Origin of the sequence: Legionella qingyii (genome assembly GCF_003990155.1) — a bacterium.
Lineage (GTDB): Bacteria > Pseudomonadota > Gammaproteobacteria > Legionellales > Legionellaceae > Legionella > Legionella qingyii.
In genome coordinates, this window is record NZ_RZGX01000002.1 from 1 (window position 1) to 18,253 (window position 18,253).

Genomic DNA, 18,253 nt, shown 5'->3' on the forward strand with positions numbered 1-18,253 from the left:
ATATCCCGGTAAATTTAGGATACAATCTTTCTTGGGCATTTTAATCTTCCTTTTGACCGTCAAATCAATGGGTTAGTCTAGACTAACTTGATTAAAATGCCCCCTTTTTTGGGGTAGAGCCAGTAATTGCTTCAGTGCATAAGCAGAACATGAATTTTTGTTATTCCCCCCCTCCTCAAATTTACCGCGATAACAGTAATTTTTAGGAATTTATAATAAATAAATATGGGAAAATCAGGAAATCAATTAAATTTACCGCCATAACAGTAATTTATGGTGAATTAATGCAAAGAAATGCAATAATAAATTTATTTTTATCATTTTTACTGCTATAACAGTAATATATAATTAATTTTTGGTGTTCCATGCCCACACACGAAATTGCCAATTTAGTCCATTACTACCGCAAACACAGCGGCTTATCGCAACAGGAATTAGCTCGGTTAGCTGGGGTCGGTAAGACGGTTATCTATGATATTGAAAAAGGGAAAGAATCGGTGCGGCTAAATACATTGCTAAAAGTATTAGATGTGTTAAATATTCAAATGAAATTTGAAACGCCTTTTCCTCAAACAAGGGATAATAATTAATGAGAAAAGCATACATATCAGTGAATGGCATTAGAGCTGGAATATTAGAGGAGTTAGAAGGTAAAAAATATCAATTTACTTACCTTAATGATTATCAGGGAGCACCTGTTTCTCTCACCATGCCGTTAACCAATAAGATCTATGATTTTGACGTATTTCCCCCTTTTTTTGAAGGATTGCTACCTGAAGGTATTATGCTTGAAGCATTATTACGCAAATATAAAATCGATAAAAATGATTATTTTGGTCAATTGATAATAGTTGGCCAAGATGTCGTAGGTGCAGTGACGATTGAGGAACTAAGATGAAACGCTGCCCTATTACTTATGACTTAATTAGTGACCAAGAAAACTATTCTCAACGTGGATTGCATTTACTTTCCCCTCAATTAAAAAACCTTAGCCCATTAGATTTAAGTGCTGATGAGCAGCGACAGGAAGCAATTGCTCGTGTAGGAAAGATGTCTATTCAAGGCGTCCAAAAGAAACTAAGTGCCAAACTAAAGATTAAGGAGGGAGGTTTTGAAATCGTTGATCAAAGGGGTCAGTACATTTTAAAACCACAAAGTGATATTTACCCAGAATTGCCGGAAAATGAAGCCATTACTATGACCCTTGCAAAGGCCATTGGCCTCGAAGTTCCGGTTCATGGTTTGGTTTATTCTAAAGACAACAGTTTGACCTACTTCATTAAACGCTTTGATAGAATAGGCCATAATAAAAAGTTAGCTTTAGAAGATTTTGCACAGCTATCAGGTGAAGATCGACATACGAAATATAAAAGTTCTATGGAAAAGGTAATTGCAGTCATACAGCAGTTTTGTACATTCCCAAAAATTGAATTCGTGAAATTATTTAAGCTGACGTTGTTTAACTTCCTGGTCGGCAATGAAGATATGCATCTAAAAAATTTTTCCTTAATTACGAAGGATAGAAAAATTTCCATATCACCAGCCTACGATTTACTTAACTCAACCATCGCTCAAAAAAATACCAAAGAAGAACTGGCTTTACCTCTAAAAGGAAAAAAAAATAATTTAACAAAGAGTGATTTTCTTAAATATTTTGCCATTGAAAAATTAGGATTAAACCAGAACGTCATCGATGGGATCGTACAAGAGTTCCATCAGGTAATACCAGAATGGCGAGAGCTGATTGGTTTGAGTTTTTTATCTCAACCGATGCAGGAAAAATATCTCGAATTGCTAGAGCAACGGTGCAAGCGATTAAATTTTTTTGATTAACTAATATCCGCAGCCTCCATCATATGCTTAAGTATAAAATTAGCTACTTGTTCCATGGGTTTTCTTAATCGCTCAACGTCTTTCATGATATACCCTGCTGTAACGTCATTGTTCATTTTATGGTTGAGTAACCGCTTCAAAGCATAAGCAGGCAAATCAAGGCTATCAGCTATGGTCGCAAAAGTTCTTCTCAAGTCGTGTAAGGTAAATGAAACACCGGATAATTCCACCACCCTATTCACCGCTTTTTTAGGTTCATAGATATAACCAGTTTTACTTTCAGCTGGGAATACAAATTCACTGGTTTTATTCCGGCTTCTGCGTTCCATTAGCTCATAGACAAAATCAGACATGGGTAGTGTATGTATCTCATGGTTTTTGGTGTCTTGAAGGGTGATAGTTTTGGATTTGAGATCTATATCCTCCCAACGCAAAGAGGCAGCTTCCATTTTTCGCATGCCGGTGAATAAGAGTAATAAAAAATAATCATGCCACAGTAAGGCATTGCGGTAGTTGTCTGTCTCCACCAAGACAATGACTGCTTTGTACCAGTCAGCTAATTGATGCGGTTTGATGACTGTTTGTTTTCGGTCTACTCGATACCATGCCCGTGTGTGTGATAGGTATTTAACTGGGTTAATAGTAATAATTGGATGACCATTGCCATCTTGATATTCATACATGGCGTAATTAAAAATGGCTCTTAATACCCTCATAGCATTATTGGCACGTGCTTTACTATTTGCCTGGCCATGCTTGGTATGTCGTTTGGCTATCATCTCTCGGGTGATATTTACCAGCGGTTTATCAAGCCAGTCAGGTACTACTTCATGCAATACACATTGATAATCGTTTAAGGTGCGTGGTTTTAAATCTTTTCTTGCTTTGAGGTAATCATTCAACACCTGCTGTAAGGTCATGGCGTGAACTCTTTTGGTTTTCTTTTCCGCTATCGGATCATCACCTCTGGCCACACTGCCCAAAAGACTTTTGGCTTGCTTTCTGGCTTCTTCAACCGTCAAGTTGCCGTATTTGCCTAAGGTCACTCTTTTAACCTTACCATTGATTCTGGTTTCAATGATGAAACTTTTGACACCACCTGAGGTAATTCTTAAAGCAAAGCCTTTTAAATCATGATCACGATAAAACCTTTGAGTTTTACCGGGGATATGTTCGAGTTTATCAACGATGGTTTTGGCTGTTAGTCAAACCGTAAACCAAGTCATTCAACATATCGCGAGGTATATACTCTGAATCAAGACGAACATATTGGCCGGTTTGGGTTGGTAAAAATATGCCATCATCATCACCAACCAAATCTCCATAACCATAATCTACAAGATACATCGGAAATTTACTGTCGGGGGAAAGTTTATCTACGAATTCAAAAAAAACAGGATTTATAGTCTTTATGATATTTCTGACGTCACTCCAAAAAATTTTTTTTATTTCTAACATCCCTAACAACAATTAAACAATTGTGCGCTTATTCTAATCAAAAAAGCAAATTTATTCTACCAATAGTAGAGATAAATTGTCAGTATAATTTCATAAAAATCAATGATTAAATCCCCCCATCAAAATTACAGTTTTTAATCTTAAACGGAATTTTGAATCATGGTCTGTTAATAAAATAACAGAGTTACTTTTAAAAAATTTAATCAAGGACGCATAAAATGCAAGATTTTGAAAGCAAAGAATAGCCTCTTAAATGAAGATAAAAACCGTTCAAATACAGAATGTGATTTAAATTTATTGGACAGTCCTCAAGGCACTATCTCAGGTTTTTGATAATGAACTTACTATACAGTTAGTTACTAAATTATCAGAACACTTCTTAATTTTAAAGTTTTGAAATAATAAGGCTAAATAATGAGATGTAAAAAGTTAGTAACATCAATCGCAATAATCACAATCGCGGGAATATCACCAACAATATACGCTAAGAAAATGTATCCCGCTGAGATTGTGGCAAGAGACTTAAACTATCCAGGTCTTGGTTGGCTAGGGCACGTTGGCATAGCAACCGCAACAATGTATGACCCAAGTGGGATGAATTCAATTGCAACCCTAGTTATAGAGATACTAAACGAACCAATTGTAGGACAAATAAATACAATTATAAATTTTAAAGCACGTTCGCCTTATTGGGGCAGTAAATACGGGGTAGCCGATAGAGGAACGAGAGGATACAATGTTCTTGTCGAAGCAAATCATCAGCGCTGGTGGTGTCCAGTTTATACTTCTGATACTGATTATCATATAGGCACAGGAAATCCTCCAACTGGCCAAGCAATTGAATGCGGAAGATGGAGATGTGACACATATGTTTGGTGGGCATTTTATAGCCAAGGTTATGATACTATGCCAGGTCGTGTTTGGTTACCAAGAAATTTATTTAATTATTTCCCTTATTTTAATGACGAAAAAATAAAGAATGAACAATTTACTCAGACAACAATCCAAAGCAACAGAACTCTTGAAAATGTATCAGCACAAGAACTTAACTCAATGCCTTATGAGGAATTTCAAATGATCATGGATGCTCCTCCAGCTCACTATGTTACTTCACCATCTGTTGTTCAAATGCAATTAGCAGCCAATAACGAATTAAATGACGTTAAACGTGGTATTATGATAGACAGATTAGTTTCAAGGTCAGAAGAGCCTGATTTAATTAAAAAGTTACTGACTATTTATAATGAAACTGATCGCGAAGAAATAAAAAGCAAAATTATAGAAAACATCATGCTTTATAACCAACAACATAGTAACGATAAAAAATATATTGCCCATGAACTGCCCATGGTTAAAGATTTCTTTGAAACACTTTTAGATAGTAATTCATTAACGCAACATATGGCTGATACAGGAGTAAGAGGGTTTATTGATACGCATACAGCAGATGAAATAAGCAATAAATCAGAAAAAATAAATGAATGGTTAAAACATGTTACACATAATTCTTCTGTTATGTTGAAATACGCATTAACTTTTAAATCAAAAGAGTTACAGAAAATTTATATGAAATCATTAATAGATGAATTAAAGCAGACAAATGATTCTGATTTAGACGGTTATTTATTTGGCCCATTGTCTATTGCATATAAAAATTCAGGCAAAAACTTACTTGAACCTGAATCAAAACAAATTGTAATGGATTATTTAAAGGAAGTTCGTTATAAATACACGCAACAAGGGATTAAATCCAATCCAAGCGATATACATCGACAAACAACATCCCCATACTATTTTGAATTAATTAAAAGTATGGAATAGTGAAAGCACCCGAGGTTTGACGTGATAGTATGACTCCCCCTGCTTGATTGAATGACTATTAACATCTTCATTCTGGCTCAAATAGAAGCCTTTCGATAGGTGGCGGGGTCCATACTATTACGTCTATTGAGCCTTGAATTTAAAAAAACTATAATTCTCAAAATTCGACGACCAAGTTAGAAATAATGAAAAAAGGTCCTGTTATTAACGAAAAAAAAATTAGTAGTATTTTTATTCGTGAAAATAATGAACCTCTAGTCGATCTAAAAGAACAGCAAGAGCTTGCTTATGGCCCTCCTCCAGATACACCTTTAACCCAAAATGATTACACTAAATTAAGAAAAACCGTCTATGAAAAACTATGTCTTGCTCAAAAGCAACTTCCTCATGGTTGGAAATTCAGAATATATGAAGGATTACGAAGCTTAGAAGTTCAAAAAATTCTATTTGATGAACACTATAACAATTTGAGATTAAAAAACCCCAATAAATCTGAGGAAGAACTTTTCAAAGAAGCCAGTTTATTAATTGCCCCTGTAAGCTTTTTTAAAGGAGCACCGAATATACCTCCTCATAGTTCTGGCGGCGCAGTAGATCTTGAAGTTATTGACCCCAATGGAAATTTAATTGATTTTGGCATGGCAATTAAAGATTGGTACAAAGTCGATCCAGATATTTGTGAAACCTATTCTCAGAATATTTCAGCTGAAGTATTCCAGAATAGAAAAATCCTTCTAGATATAATGTACAAGCATGATTTTGTTAATTATCTACATGAGTGGTGGCATTTTTCATATGGCGATCGCTTATGGGCATTTTTAAAGGATAAACAAGAAGCAATTTATGCCGGAATTACATTGGCAAATTCTGATGAGCTGGAGAGTGAACTAATATAGCTTACTCATCATGTAGTCATTACAAATAGCCATTTTCATAAAAACCGAATGTCTTTCCCAGAAAAATGCCATTAAATTAGCTAAAATATCCTTGCGTGAGATTTGCGTGTTTGAGTACGACATTGTTATACTCTGTACGACATTTGTAGTGGTGTCCCGTGACATATTATTACTTTAAAATCAACGAGTTATTTTAAAAGATCAGGGCTCATAATCCGTTGGTCCTAGGTTCAAGTCCTAGTGGGCCCACCAATTAAAGTCAGTAAAATCAATCATTAAATATCTATAAAAAATTATTCCGAAATTCAATTAACCCAATCAAACTACCCTTAAATTCTCTTTTTATTATTATAATATTCCAACATTCACATTTCTTGTTTATTATATTCCATAATTCTCATATTAATTACCTTAAATTCACTAGAGAAAACTATGATTAAGATTGCAAATACTACTGAACAAGCCAAGCAATTATCTAAAGAGTATCTAGAAGGTAAGCTACGCAGGATATATCACGGTATCTATACTGATGACTTAAAATCTGAGATTAACAAAATTGTTATTCAAAATTGGATGAAAATAATTCCTCATATCGTATCAGAAGGAATACTTGCCTTCAGTACAGCCTCAGACTTAAAGCCTAAAAGATTAGGAAACGAAGCGATTATCTTTGTGATTAGCTCTTATGTAAAAACCATTAACTTACCAGGCTTAACGATTAAAGTGTATAAGGGCAACAATCATGATTTCATTGATCAAATATTACCTAATTTATTCAAGAGCAATATGCCTCGTACCTTGCTCGAAAATCTCTCTACGGTAAGAGGATCATCTTATATAGGTATTAAAACAATTGGTGTTGAAGGTGTCGAAAAAATTCTTGCAAAAGAATTGCGCACACGAGGAGAAGAAAGTATTAATCAGATCAGAGATGAAGCCAAAGATATTGCCAAAGAATTGGGTTATCAAAAGGAGTACCAAAAACTGAATCAGATTATTAGTGCTTTACTGTCCACCCACACTCATGAAAATATATTGTTCTCAAATTATGCGAAAGCTGTAGCTCAGAAAAAACCTTATGATGAGCATAGAGTACAATTTTTTGATGAGTTGACAGTTTATCTTAACCAATGCACCCTACTTACTAGAGAATATGAATACACTGCCATTTCATTTAAAAACCTAAGTTTCTATGAATCCTATTTTTCCAACTTTATTGAAGGTACAGAATTTATTATTGATGAAGCAGAAGATATCGTATTTAAAGGGATAGAAGTAAATAACCGTCATGCGGATAGTCATGACGTACTATCTAACTTCATCATTACAAATGATTATTCTGAGATGAGTATTACCCCCGATACTCCAGATGAGTTAATTGAGATATTACAAAGAAGACATGCCATCTTAATGAAAGAACGCCCTGAAAAACGTCCTGGTGAGTTTAAGATAAAAGAAAATAAAGCGGGCAATACTTTATTTGTATCGCCAGAAGATGTACTTGGTACATTATATCAGGGATTTGAGCGCTACATATTACTTAAATCAGGCATAGAAAAAGCACTTTTTATGCAGTTTTTAATTAGCGAAGTACACCCTTTTGATGATGGGAATGGAAGACTATCAAGAATCATGATGAATGCTGAATTAGTATCTCAATCGCAATACAAAATTATTATACCTAACGTTCACCGAGATAATTATCTTAATGGTTTGAGACTGGCATCGCGAGATAAAAATTTCAGAACTTATGTGAAAGTAATGGATCAAGCTCAAGCTTATACCTCGTCAGTAAATTGGCTGGATTATGGAGAAGCCAGAGAAAAGTTAGAAAATGATGGTGCAAATCTTTCATCTGATGAAGGCATTCCAACTTTTAACCGTGCATTAAGAACATTGAAGCTTTCAAATATACCTGCTTAATTAGTAGCTTTTTTAGCTTTTAGGATTTTGTCATGAACCAGAACCCCCAGAAGGTAATTACTCAATTTTTCATAAGAATCCAAATGCATTACCTATGCTATAATTAAACAAACTCATGGACGAGTCACAAATGAATATTGCTTCAGTATATTGGGTACCAAATAAAGAAAATCCTTTGATATGATATATGTTAATTGATAAAAATTACAAAATAATTATTAATCCGATTTGTGTCGATGCGAGGGATATAAAAGAAAGTTTAAATTCTATTTTTCATGAGTTCGATACCCACTCAAGTTCTTTATGTTATATAGTTAAATTTAAATCCGTTTTCACACAATATAAAAGGCATCGTAAAGATTCCCTATATTTTCATAATGAAATCTGTTATCAAATAAAACAACGACAACTTCAGTCTGATCGTAAACAGAGTAAATTAAGCAATGATGCTCGAAAAATATTCAAAATAGCTCTAAATAGCTTTGAGTTGCAAACAACACCCTGCGAAGCCATAGACTTATGGGCTATTTCATTAAAAGTTGGACAAAAAGATAACATGTTAAAAAATGCCATAAAAAAATTATGGGAAAATCAAAAAGAAATTAAACGACTTAGTAAAGAAACAAAAAGCCAGTTTGATGAATTTTACAAACAATTGCACGAGTAATACCCATTTATAAAGTTATAATTTTTAAAAGGCTATAATTATTTGGAGAACATAGCTCTCTTTCTCTTCCAAAGGAACTTTATGATTATCACGGCTTTTTCTCGAGTAGTTCGATGCCGTACTTTTTCCCTTGCCCAATGATAAGTATCCAAAACACCTAAGCACAGCCTTTCTGGCGTAACCGCTAAAATGGGGTGAAGTAGTAAGCCTAAATGCTTTTCATGATTAATGGGGCCAATATCTTCCCGTTCTTTTTGTCCCGTGAAGTTAAGCGTTGTGGTATCTTGCAATAAAAGCACAATGGAGTGTTGTTTCATTCGAGAAAAAGTCGATTCTATATGGGGTTTTAAAATGCTTTCTGTAGTCACTTCCTCATGGTCGAAAAAACGATAGGCTGCTTTTGTTTCGTGCCAGCCTCCGCACGCTGCAGGAATACTTAAATTAGGCGAATTTCCTAATTTATCAAATAAAGAAAGTAAGCGACTATGAAGTCTTTTGTCTCCTAAATTAACCGTTTTCATCTCGTCTGCTGCCCAACTCATATTCATCATCCTGATATTTGGAGTGGGTAGTATACAAATTATTGAGCTGAATAGAAGTTATTGATACTTATGAGTAATGATGTGCTTATTTGGAGTAGAACCCACATTTGACAATTTTTTAATTTAACCGTACAATTCGAAGGCAAATTAATGGTCAAGGTGAAAAATGTCCGGTCAATCGATTCAATATTGGTGCACTGTATGGAAGAGATTAGAAAAAGAAAATGACGAGTTTGAAATAGCCAAAAAATTGCTATTTAAATACTCCGGAGCTTATTCATCAATATTTTGCCGACCCTATGTCTGGGGCGGCTCCATAGGACGTTTTTTTTCATTCAGATGGGCAACTAACCATGGCGATGAAGTGCAAAATGCGCTAGCTAGTGTGCACAACCAAAGCTTTGATAAATACTATGGATCTTATGGATCTATACTTCAAGCAGACGTTGAACCTTCACCAAAAGCAAAGGTAATGGATTTACTACAGAAACTTAAAAAAAATTTGGGTAAGAAACGTCTTGCTGAAGACGGCGATCTATATCGTATCTTGTTCGTAATCCAAGAAAAATTAGAGCTGGACTATGCTGAAATTGAAGTAAACTATGATAGTGACGAACAGCCTATTAATTATATTAAACAGGATATCCAGGTGCAAAGAGAAGCACTCGAGGCCCAAAAAGCAACTGAGGCCTCCAGAACATCGTTTAGTAAAACGCTAAGACTGCCTAAACATCTCGCGTCAATGGAGTTTTAACCGAGGACACCAAGCGTATATGGCTCAACATTGGATTAGAACAATACGTTGGTTGCGCAGAGTGGGCATTACTGAATCTGTCTCGACTTCGGAAAGAAATTCAAAAATATTTATATAAAACAACAAATTGCTAAAATTGAGGCACTACAAATTAGAACGATGCTGAAATTTTTTATGCCACTTGATTTTTAGAGCTTGGTACACAGGAATAAGTTCTAAAGGGGGAGCCTCAAGAAATTCAAAGAAATGATCATTAGCGTCAATAATGCGCACTTTTCGTACTCGATTGAGTAATAAATATAATTGCTCTTGGGGGATGCAAATATCATGCATTTTTAAATGCAAACTCAACGTATCTTATTATCTGTAGTAGTTCAAACCATCATACCTTTGGCGAATACCTAGGCACAAATTCGCAATTCGCGAATTGCGAACTGCGAATCAATGATAACTTTTAGAGTTATTAACTAAGTGCAGGGATTATCTGTGTCCCATACGTCCCAAGGTTGCAAAACAAGGTGGGGACGTGGCTAACCTGTTATGGCATGGATGCCCTACTTGTCCCCTTGGTCCCAGGCATTTTTAATATGTCTACAAATGCAGCCTTCAATTGCTGAATTTAATTCCATTTGAACAAATTGCCAATTTAGTCCATTACTACTGCAAAAAAAGCGGTTCATCGCAACAAGAATTAGCCCGGTTAGCGGACACTTACTTGACTCTACCCCTACAGCATTTTGACGGCTATTTATAGTGTAAAAGAACTTCAGGACCGATTGTCTAATCTCAATTGAGATTATATTTCCCTTTCGTTATTCCATTAGATTTGCTAAGTCGCCACATTCTGGCGACTTCATTAATAGCACCACCCTTTATTTGTACTGGCTCAGCTAGAGGAGCCAATCACGAAGCAAACTCAGATTTGCCTGAAAATTCTGATTTACGATACCTTGGATGAGCTTTTACATGCCAAATTGGCAGCATCAAAAGAAATGGAATCAAGCAGCAAATAAACAAAGTAAGGAAGAAATTATCCCAGCCGTAATTTTTGATAATTGCACCCAAGGGAGCCCCAGCCATAACAGCACCTAAACAATACGCAAAAAACCCGGCAAAGCCAGTTGCAGTCGCGGCTGCTTTTTTATGAGCCAACTCCGCACACGCCATACCAATCATCATTTGGGGTCCAAAGATAAAAAAACCAAAGAAAAAAAGAAACAAAGAATCGAGGAATGGTGTATATCCCCTAGTCAACGTAAATAGCAATAAAGTGACAAATACACCAGCAGTAAAGAGTACATTGATTGGGTTGCGTTTACCATGAAATATTTTATCAGAAAGCCAGCCGGCAGCCAGACTTCCAAAAAAACCACCAACCTCAAACCATATGACACAACTCCCTGCTGTGATTAAGGAATACTCCTTCACTTCTGTTAAGTACAGCATGCTCCAATCATTAATGGCCGTTCGCACAATATAAATAAACAAATAAGAAATGGACAGTATCCAAATATATGGGTTGCTTAACACATAATTCCAAAGAATTTCTTTGACTGAGAGTTCTGTTTTTTCTTGGTGATGATTGGATAAACCAGAAAAATCCCCTCGATATTGCTCTATCGCAGGTAAACCAAGCGATTGCGGAGTATCTCTTAAACGATTAATTAAAAAAATTCCTCCTAAAATGCAGATGATCCCAGGCACAAACATCGCTGAACGCCAGCCGTAATACTGCGCGCACATAGCAACAATCAATGGAATTAATGCACCACCAACATTATGAGATGTATTCCAAATACTCCACCAGCGCCCACGTTCGGATTGAGAATACCAATGTGTTAATAATTTAGTACATCCTGGCCACCCCCATCCTTGAAACCAACCATTCAATCCCCAAAAAATAGCGAATAACCACCAGGTGGAAGACAATCCAAACAAAATATTGGCAACACCCGTCAAAATTAGCCCAATCGCCATTAAATAACGAGGATTTGACTTATCGCCAAGAATCCCACTCAAAAATTTGCTGATGCCATAACTTAAACTCAAAATGCTCGCAATCATTCCCAGTTCAGTTTTGGACATTCCCAAGGAGCTTTGTAATGCCGGCATGGCGAAGGTAAAACTTTTTCGCGTAAAATAAAACAAAACATACCCTATATACATGGCATAAAAGGTGCGAATACGCCAATAACGATATTGTTGTTTAACAACGGTTTTATCCTGAATTTCATTAAGAAAAGGAGCTGGTTTTAGAAAATTCAAAAATGCCATGATTGTCCATATCATGTAAAAAAATACGATTAGAATGTAACTCGCAAAGTATGTCAAATCTTTCTAATCAAAATAATTTCGATATCCTACCTTTGATAATTAATTTTTTAAAAATTTAAATGGAATTCTTGTGAAATTATAAATAAGCTACATGCTTTGCATTAAGAAGGGATTTATCGTAATGGAAAAAGTAGTTAGTTTATTAGAACAAGAGCAAATCGATTTTACTAATTATAAACGTCCTGAAGTTATAATGGTTTTAAGAAGAAAATTTCGTACTCAAAAAGATTGGATTATTGCTTCGTTTAACCAATATCAATTTACTGAAAAAGAATCACAAAAGGTCCAACAAGCCATTCTCAATGGGGATCTTCGAATAACAGATCTTCTAGAACGTCCGTTTTCCCACCATTTTTGGAGTTTCCTTACATTTAAGTGGGGAGAGATACTTTCGGGTGGAAAAAGATTATCTAAGCAAGAGGTCTTACAAATTGCCACCTGTTCTTGCAATAACCAAGAATTTACGAGAACCCCAACTCAAAATAGAAATAGGCTCTTAAAGGGAGTGCCATTAGTCATTGGCAAAGTCGTTACCTCCATGGCCCTTTGTATGGTATTTTGCCTGGGATTATTAAGTACTTTAGGAGCTCCCTTTGGCATTAGCCTCGGCTTAGCGATAATACTTTCCTTATGTAATGGAATAGTTTGCTTATTAAGTCGTGGGCAAGCCATGCTTGATAGCGCTGGCTTTCAGCCTCAAAAACAAAAAACGTTTAAGACCCTTGAGGAAAATATAAAAGAAAAAACGGTTTTCGATAGAGGTCAGAAATTATTTTTTGGTATCGTGACCTTGTTGGCATGTATTTCTGCCGGCATTTCTGGATATGCCGGTCTCGTAGGACTTCTCAATTTTTTGGGGGCAGGTATGCTCGCCGCCAACCCTCTGGTTTTGGCAGTTACGATTGGGTTAGCCCTGATTGCAGCGATTTCTTTTTATTCGTTTCAAGCTGTAGGCATACGTGAAAATTATGCAAAATTTAAAAATCTTTTTATTGAGGATTATAAAAAACCCTATGGTCTTTTGCGATGTGTCTTATTAGGATTCGTAAGTACAATCTTTTTAGCTGTTTATGCGACGCTCACTTGGTTTACTACTGTATCAGGGGTTAATAAGCTATTTAATGCTTTAGGTGCTACTCCGGATACTCATTTAGCACATGTTATCGCTATGATATGTACTTCGACAACCATGGTTGTTAATACTTTTTCACAAGTATATAAAGTCTTTAACCCGAAAACGTATGTCGATCTCAAAGAAAAATTTGAATCAATATATCAACCACTGGAAGAAGGCCAAACAAAAGCACAAAAAATAAAGTATGGGGCCATCAATATACTCAAATTATGTGCTTTGGTAGGTGACTCTCTTGCTTATTCTGTTGCCGGAGGAATACGAAGCGGAATTCATGTTGGTGAAACTATGGGAGAAGCAATAGGGGCAAAACTTGCATTAACCATTACCATGGCAATATTGTCTCCAGTCATTTTAGTATTCGTATCGATAGCTTTTACTTGGCCTAGCGTTTTTAATAGCAAAAAATCGACTCAACATCCTACACAGATGGAGCCACTGATAGACAAAATGAGTCAAAGCCATACTTCTGATGCAGTTCAAAATAATACTCTATTACCAGCATCAGAAAATTATCCCAAACCTAATAACTCTAAAATTAGGCAAGCTGGGTTAAGATTTTTTGAAACGGGGTTGGGTGAAGAGAACAATTCTGACTCTACTTTAGAGAGAAGAACAGTTTTGACATCCTCGCTATAAATGAGGAGGTTTTTGAATCAACGCGGTACGTATCGATTGATTAATTCTGGAAATGAGTAAAATCAATCGATACTTATTAAACAACCAACTTGCAGCCTCTCTTTACAATTTCTTCCGGGTTATTCTTAGATGTTTGCCCACGACATAAATATATTCAGTTAACTTGCTTACGTAATTCATTGCACCAGAGAGTCCGGCCGGATAGTACAGAATTATCATTTGGATTTGGACTGTATTAAACTAGGTTATTAGAAAATGGGCTTATTACTTGAATTAAAGACCAATGCAATAGATGATAACACCACAGGCTAACATTCCAAGTAACAACATAGAGGCGTAAAAAGCAAAGCGAGCAGGCGTGAAACACCAGACTAAAGTTATTTTTGATATATAACTAGCAAAAATAGCGATGTATACCATGAAGCGTGCATCATCTATATGGATTTGATTTGCTAAATAAAGCAAAGCTGTTGCCAATGAAACACCGTGAATTTCAACAAGCCCACCCAAAAATGAAATCAATAAAATGCCTTTAGCAAAAATAATTCGCTTCGCCATGGCAATAATTAGCAATAATAGTCCGATAATAATAGAAGTACGGACTATGGATAATAAATTGAGAGGAGTAGCTAATAATATTCTCTCTCTTACTCGTTTTTTTTGAAAATGAAGCAAAATAACTGCAAGCAGCCCTCCGCTACAAATCATTGCTACTATAGGCCAAATAATAAAAATAAATAAATCTGGGGACGCAACCAAAATGATAATGAGTACATCTACTAACATTGCAATCGTGGCTAACAGTCCCGAAGCTAGAATAGCATTCCAGGATCCGGGATATCGTTTTAATGTATTATTCAATTGAGCAAAAACAGCAGTACTTGAAACTAATCCCCCCAAAAATCCTGTCAGTGGAATTCCTAGGCGCTCACCAAATAAATGGATTGCGATATAACCTCCTAATTGAATTGCTGCAACTGTTGCAATTAATAAGCCAAACTCTTTGGGGTTGAATAGATGCCAAGGATCAAATGTGCGATCAGGAAGAAGTGGTAAAATCCCTAAAGTAAAAATAACCAAGATAATAACTGTTTCAATTTCATGAGGTTTGAATTTTTCTCGTGCCAAAATATGCAGCCGTTGCCGTTCAATGAGCACAAGAAAAATAATCGCACTCAATGTAATTGCCAGAAAAGGAGATGTTGGGACCATATAACCCAAACAAAAAATGAAACATGCTGTAATTTGAGTTAAAATTTCAATACTATTGCTTTTTTTCTGATTAATAATCGATTGATAATAATTTAGCAACAAAATACCTATAACAAAAAAACTTACTGCTATAGTAAGAGTCGTCTGTTGCAATACAGCAACCAAAGTGCCCAGCATCGATAATAATGTAAAATTTCTAACTCCAATAAATTGCCTTCCTTCAGGGTGGCCACGTTCTCGTTCAATGCCAATTAGTAAACCAATCAATAATGAGATGGTAAAAAAAAGTAATTCTTCTAACATAATGAGCAATTCCTTGAACAATAAGTTCTTAAATATCAATTCATCTGATATTTAAGATAATATTAGTTCGATTAACTTAAAAAAACACGTCACATCAATGTATTGTTAGCATTGTTGTAATGAAGTTTTTTCAAGCTAGCATCAACCGCAGCGAACTCGGTTAGCGGATTGATGCTGGTTCCGTTTTTTGCACTTATGATCATTCACTGTGTTTTTTTTTGAATTTTAGAGCCTCTAAGCTCAGAATCAATTCTTGATGCAAGGCAATTGCCTCTGACCACTGATTGTTTAATATCATTTTCTCTTGTTCTATAGACAACTGATACAACTTAATAGCACCGGCATTCCCACACATACCTTTTAACCGATGACAGGTTTCTTTGGAGGAAAGATAATCTCTTGCTTCTAATACAACCAATAAATCATTTAAAAGTATTTTTGCTTGCACAAAAAAAACATCAATAAATCCTTCGATTGCCGCGTTATCACCTCCAAATATAAGTTGCAGACGTTCAATATCAAATCCATTATCATAATTACTAGCTGATGTATTCATAGAAATTTTTGATGGCTTATTGGCCAACCACCGAAGCATAATTCGCTCTAACTCTGGAAGACTTATAGGCTTTGCAAGATAATCATCCATGCCTGCTTTTAAGCATACTTCTCTATCTCCTTTTAGTGCATGAGCGGTCATTGCAATTATTGGTACACGATTTAATCCTTTAGATTGTTCTATATTTCGAATTCTACCCGTTGCTGTATACCCGTCCATTTCTGGCATTTGACAGTCCATAAAAATTAAATCGTACGTTTTCGTATTAAACGCCGCTAAAGCTTCTAAACCATTATTGGCCAGATCAATCCGTTTATAACCGAGGCGCTCAAATACATGTATCGCAACTTTTTGATTTATTGAATGATCCTCAACTAACAAGATCGAGGCGTTTTTCTCGATAACGGTTGGCTTATCCATCTTAACTACGGATTCAAGTTTTTCGGTCTTCGATGTATTCTTCAATACAGATATGATCACCTCATATAATTTGGATTGTCGGACTGGTTTAGATATACATGCACTAATATTCAGCTCATCTAAACGCTCTCTCGCAATTGGCAATCCTAAAGAAGTCGCTAACAGCATAGGTGTTTCTGCAAATTCCTTTATTTCTAAAATTTTTGAAGCCAACTCCAAGCCATCCATGCCAGGCATATTATAGTCCAGCAATATCATTTGATAAGGATTCACTTTATTTTTAACAGAGGTGAGTTTGTTAAGAGCCTCAAAACCATCATTTACAACATCACAACTTATTCCCCATGCTTCCAATTGCGCTTTAAATATATTGCGATTGATTTCATTATCATCCACAACCAACATATGCATTCCTTTGAGTCGAGGGAGAAAATATTCCATAACTTTGGGTGAATTTGAAACGACTTCCTTAACTTTTATAGTAAACCAAAAGCAACTCCCTTTTCCGGGCCTACTCTCTACTCCAATCTCCCCCCCTAGAAATTCAGACAAACGTTTGGATATAACCAAACCTAAACCAGTACCTCCATATTTACGTGAAACAGAGGGATCACCTTGAGAAAATGATTTAAAAAGACGCCCCATCACCTCAGGAGCAATCCCAAGTCCCGTGTCTTTTACTTCAAATAGTAACGTTATATAGTCTTTAGATTTCTTATCTTTATTTTTTTTACGTGTTACGTTTACCTCAATTTGTCCTTGCTGGGTAAATTTGATGGCATTACTTAATAAATTGATTAATATCTGAGTTAAACGAGAGGAATCTGTATTAACCCAAGAGGGAACATCTTTATCAATTAAAGCTCCTACTGCTAAATTTTTCGCATGAGCCTTGTATGCCACAATCTCTAAAGTATCTTCAATCACTTGCCTGATATCAAAGTCTACGTAATCGAGCTCAAAATAACCTGATTCAATTTTAGAAAAATCAAGAATATCATTAATGAGATTTAACAAAGTCTCCCCGGATATTCGAATGGATTTTACATACTCTATTTGCTCTTCAGATAAAGGGGTATCTTCAAGCAAGCTAGTCATCCCTATTACACCATTTAGAGGGGTTCGAATTTCATGACTCATGGTCGCCAAAAAGGCACTTTTTGCTTGATTGGCCTGTTCTGCTAATTCCTTTGCCAAACGTAGTTCTTTATTAGTTTCTTGAATTTCTTGCGCTCTTTGATAAATCTCTTGCTCCATTTTTCCAGCACGAGATTTCAATATGTCATTAAGCTCTTTCTGTTTCGTTCCAAGTTCTTTAAGATGAATAAAGTCTGTAACATCTTCAACTCGATGAATGATGTACTTTATTTGCTGATTCTCATCAAAGACTGGTGTATTTATAGGGCTCCAATAACGCACCTCGAAGCTATTCGCATCTAGATTATCACAGGGAATATCATATTTTTGCACAGCCATCGCATCAGACACTTTATTTTTTAGAACATTTTCTAATGAATTGTGCAGATTTCGGGATCCAGTCGCATTCAGATCGTTCGGATTATCAGGGAAAACCTCAAAGAGATTTCTTCCAATCACATCTTTTCTATTAACCATAGTAGCTTTGATGTAAGCATCACTGGCATCTATAATTTCAAACTTTGGACTCAATATGAGATATAAATCTGGAACTGATCTCAGAATTTGAAGTAGATCATGTTTGTTGATATTCGCTTTTTTTGTTGTCATGGCACAATCCGTTCAAA

At 35.6% G+C, this 18,253-nt stretch carries 15 protein-coding genes; 9 read left to right on the forward strand and 6 right to left on the reverse strand.

Features of this window, described 5'->3' with window-relative positions:
- The first annotated feature begins 365 nt into the window (after nucleotides 1–365).
- The 3 genes from ELY20_RS01375 to ELY20_RS01385 are packed head-to-tail and all read left to right on the forward strand — an operon-like array spanning nucleotide 366 to nucleotide 1,833.
- Entirely contained in the window at nucleotides 366–590 is a 225-nt protein-coding gene (locus tag ELY20_RS01375) for a helix-turn-helix transcriptional regulator (protein ID WP_110141153.1), read from the forward strand.
- Entirely contained in the window at nucleotides 590–898 is a 309-nt protein-coding gene (locus tag ELY20_RS01380; RefSeq protein WP_011216258.1) for a HipA N-terminal domain-containing protein, read from the forward strand. Before ELY20_RS01375 ends, ELY20_RS01380 begins: the two co-directional genes overlap by 1 nt.
- Entirely contained in the window at nucleotides 895–1,833 is a 939-nt protein-coding gene (locus tag ELY20_RS01385; RefSeq protein ID WP_126955265.1) for a lpg2370 family Dot/Icm T4SS effector, read from the forward strand. The genes ELY20_RS01380 and ELY20_RS01385 overlap by 4 nt, the downstream gene beginning before the upstream one ends.
- On the opposite strand, the gene ELY20_RS01390 is transcribed toward ELY20_RS01385, so the two are convergent.
- Nucleotides 1,830–3,023, reverse strand: coding sequence for a tyrosine-type recombinase/integrase (locus ELY20_RS01390; RefSeq protein ID WP_110141152.1), 1,194 nt, complete (start codon nucleotides 3,021–3,023; stop codon nucleotides 1,830–1,832). The genes ELY20_RS01385 and ELY20_RS01390 overlap by 4 nt on opposite strands.
- A complete protein-coding gene (locus ELY20_RS01395) occupies nucleotides 3,016–3,180 on the reverse strand; it encodes a hypothetical protein (protein WP_233590466.1) in 165 nt (54 codons plus the stop codon). The genes ELY20_RS01390 and ELY20_RS01395 overlap by 8 nt, the downstream gene beginning before the upstream one ends.
- A 525-nt stretch (nucleotides 3,181–3,705) precedes the next feature.
- Here ELY20_RS01395 and ELY20_RS01400 point away from each other — a divergent pair.
- The 4 genes from ELY20_RS01400 (at nucleotide 3,706) to ELY20_RS01415 (ending at nucleotide 8,598) form a co-directional block, all read left to right on the forward strand.
- Nucleotides 3,706–5,112, forward strand: coding sequence for a hypothetical protein (locus ELY20_RS01400; protein ID WP_165831557.1), 1,407 nt, complete (start codon nucleotides 3,706–3,708; stop codon nucleotides 5,110–5,112).
- Between the two features lie 185 nt (nucleotides 5,113–5,297).
- On the forward strand, nucleotides 5,298–6,008 hold the full coding sequence (locus ELY20_RS01405) for a M15 family metallopeptidase (protein ID WP_110141151.1): 711 nt from the start codon (nucleotides 5,298–5,300) through the stop codon (nucleotides 6,006–6,008).
- 432 nt (nucleotides 6,009–6,440) lie between these two features.
- Nucleotides 6,441–7,931, forward strand: a complete 1,491-nt coding sequence (locus tag ELY20_RS01410) for a Fic family protein (RefSeq protein ID WP_110141150.1) — start codon at nucleotides 6,441–6,443, stop codon at nucleotides 7,929–7,931.
- Between the two features lie 187 nt (nucleotides 7,932–8,118).
- Nucleotides 8,119–8,598 (forward strand): hypothetical protein, encoded by a 480-nt coding sequence (locus ELY20_RS01415; protein ID WP_110141149.1) that lies wholly within the window; start codon nucleotides 8,119–8,121, stop codon nucleotides 8,596–8,598.
- Nucleotides 8,599–8,636: 38 nt separating this feature from the next.
- Here the strand turns inward: ELY20_RS01415 and ELY20_RS01420 are convergent, their stop codons facing one another.
- Nucleotides 8,637–9,140 (reverse strand): IS4/Tn5 family transposase DNA-binding protein, encoded by a 504-nt coding sequence (locus ELY20_RS01420; RefSeq protein ID WP_158618852.1) that lies wholly within the window; start codon nucleotides 9,138–9,140, stop codon nucleotides 8,637–8,639.
- Between the two features lie 166 nt (nucleotides 9,141–9,306).
- Here ELY20_RS01420 and ELY20_RS01425 point away from each other — a divergent pair, with 166 nt between their 5' ends.
- The gene (locus ELY20_RS01425) at nucleotides 9,307–9,894 is read left to right on the forward strand and encodes a hypothetical protein (protein ID WP_110141147.1); all 588 of its coding nucleotides are present in this window, start codon (nucleotides 9,307–9,309) and stop codon (nucleotides 9,892–9,894) included.
- 903 nt (nucleotides 9,895–10,797) lie between these two features.
- On the opposite strand, the gene pgtP is transcribed toward ELY20_RS01425, so the two are convergent.
- Nucleotides 10,798–12,168 (reverse strand): MFS transporter, encoded by a 1,371-nt coding sequence (pgtP, locus tag ELY20_RS01440; RefSeq protein WP_110141145.1) that lies wholly within the window; start codon nucleotides 12,166–12,168, stop codon nucleotides 10,798–10,800.
- A gap of 181 nt (nucleotides 12,169–12,349) precedes the next feature.
- On the opposite strand from pgtP, the gene ELY20_RS01445 reads away from it, so the two are divergent.
- Nucleotides 12,350–13,999: a hypothetical protein gene (locus ELY20_RS01445; RefSeq protein WP_110141144.1), complete on the forward strand. Its 1,650-nt coding sequence runs from the start codon at nucleotides 12,350–12,352 to the stop codon at nucleotides 13,997–13,999.
- 273 nt (nucleotides 14,000–14,272) lie between these two features.
- On the opposite strand, the gene ELY20_RS01450 is transcribed toward ELY20_RS01445, so the two are convergent.
- On the reverse strand, nucleotides 14,273–15,514 hold the full coding sequence (locus ELY20_RS01450; RefSeq protein ID WP_110141143.1) for an MgtC/SapB family protein: 1,242 nt from the start codon (nucleotides 15,512–15,514) through the stop codon (nucleotides 14,273–14,275).
- A 199-nt stretch (nucleotides 15,515–15,713) separates the two neighbouring features.
- Nucleotides 15,714–18,236: a response regulator gene (locus ELY20_RS01455; RefSeq protein ID WP_110141142.1), complete on the reverse strand. Its 2,523-nt coding sequence runs from the start codon at nucleotides 18,234–18,236 to the stop codon at nucleotides 15,714–15,716.
- Nucleotides 18,237–18,253 lie beyond the last annotated feature (17 nt).

Excerpts from the sequence above, each read along its gene's own strand:
- ELY20_RS01375 (WP_110141153.1), top strand. The coding sequence starts at position 366 with ATGCCCACACACGAAATTGCCAATTTAGTCCATTACTACCGCAAACAC.
- ELY20_RS01380 (WP_011216258.1), top strand. The coding sequence starts at position 590 with ATGAGAAAAGCATACATATCAGTGAATGGCATTAGAGCTGGAATATTA.
- ELY20_RS01385 (WP_126955265.1), top strand. The coding sequence starts at position 895 with ATGAAACGCTGCCCTATTACTTATGACTTAATTAGTGACCAAGAAAAC.
- ELY20_RS01395 (WP_233590466.1), bottom strand. The coding sequence starts at position 3,180 with ATGTATCTTGTAGATTATGGTTATGGAGATTTGGTTGGTGATGATGAT.
- ELY20_RS01400 (WP_165831557.1), top strand. The coding sequence starts at position 3,706 with ATGAGATGTAAAAAGTTAGTAACATCAATCGCAATAATCACAATCGCG.
- ELY20_RS01405 (WP_110141151.1), top strand. The coding sequence starts at position 5,298 with ATGAAAAAAGGTCCTGTTATTAACGAAAAAAAAATTAGTAGTATTTTT.
- ELY20_RS01410 (WP_110141150.1), top strand. The coding sequence starts at position 6,441 with ATGATTAAGATTGCAAATACTACTGAACAAGCCAAGCAATTATCTAAA.
- ELY20_RS01415 (WP_110141149.1), top strand. The coding sequence starts at position 8,119 with ATGTTAATTGATAAAAATTACAAAATAATTATTAATCCGATTTGTGTC.
- ELY20_RS01420 (WP_158618852.1), bottom strand. The coding sequence starts at position 9,140 with ATGAGTTGGGCAGCAGACGAGATGAAAACGGTTAATTTAGGAGACAAA.
- ELY20_RS01425 (WP_110141147.1), top strand. The coding sequence starts at position 9,307 with ATGTCCGGTCAATCGATTCAATATTGGTGCACTGTATGGAAGAGATTA.
- pgtP (WP_110141145.1), bottom strand. The coding sequence starts at position 12,168 with ATGGCATTTTTGAATTTTCTAAAACCAGCTCCTTTTCTTAATGAAATT.
- ELY20_RS01445 (WP_110141144.1), top strand. The coding sequence starts at position 12,350 with ATGGAAAAAGTAGTTAGTTTATTAGAACAAGAGCAAATCGATTTTACT.
- ELY20_RS01450 (WP_110141143.1), bottom strand. The coding sequence starts at position 15,514 with ATGTTAGAAGAATTACTTTTTTTTACCATCTCATTATTGATTGGTTTA.
- ELY20_RS01455 (WP_110141142.1), bottom strand. The coding sequence starts at position 18,236 with ATGACAACAAAAAAAGCGAATATCAACAAACATGATCTACTTCAAATT.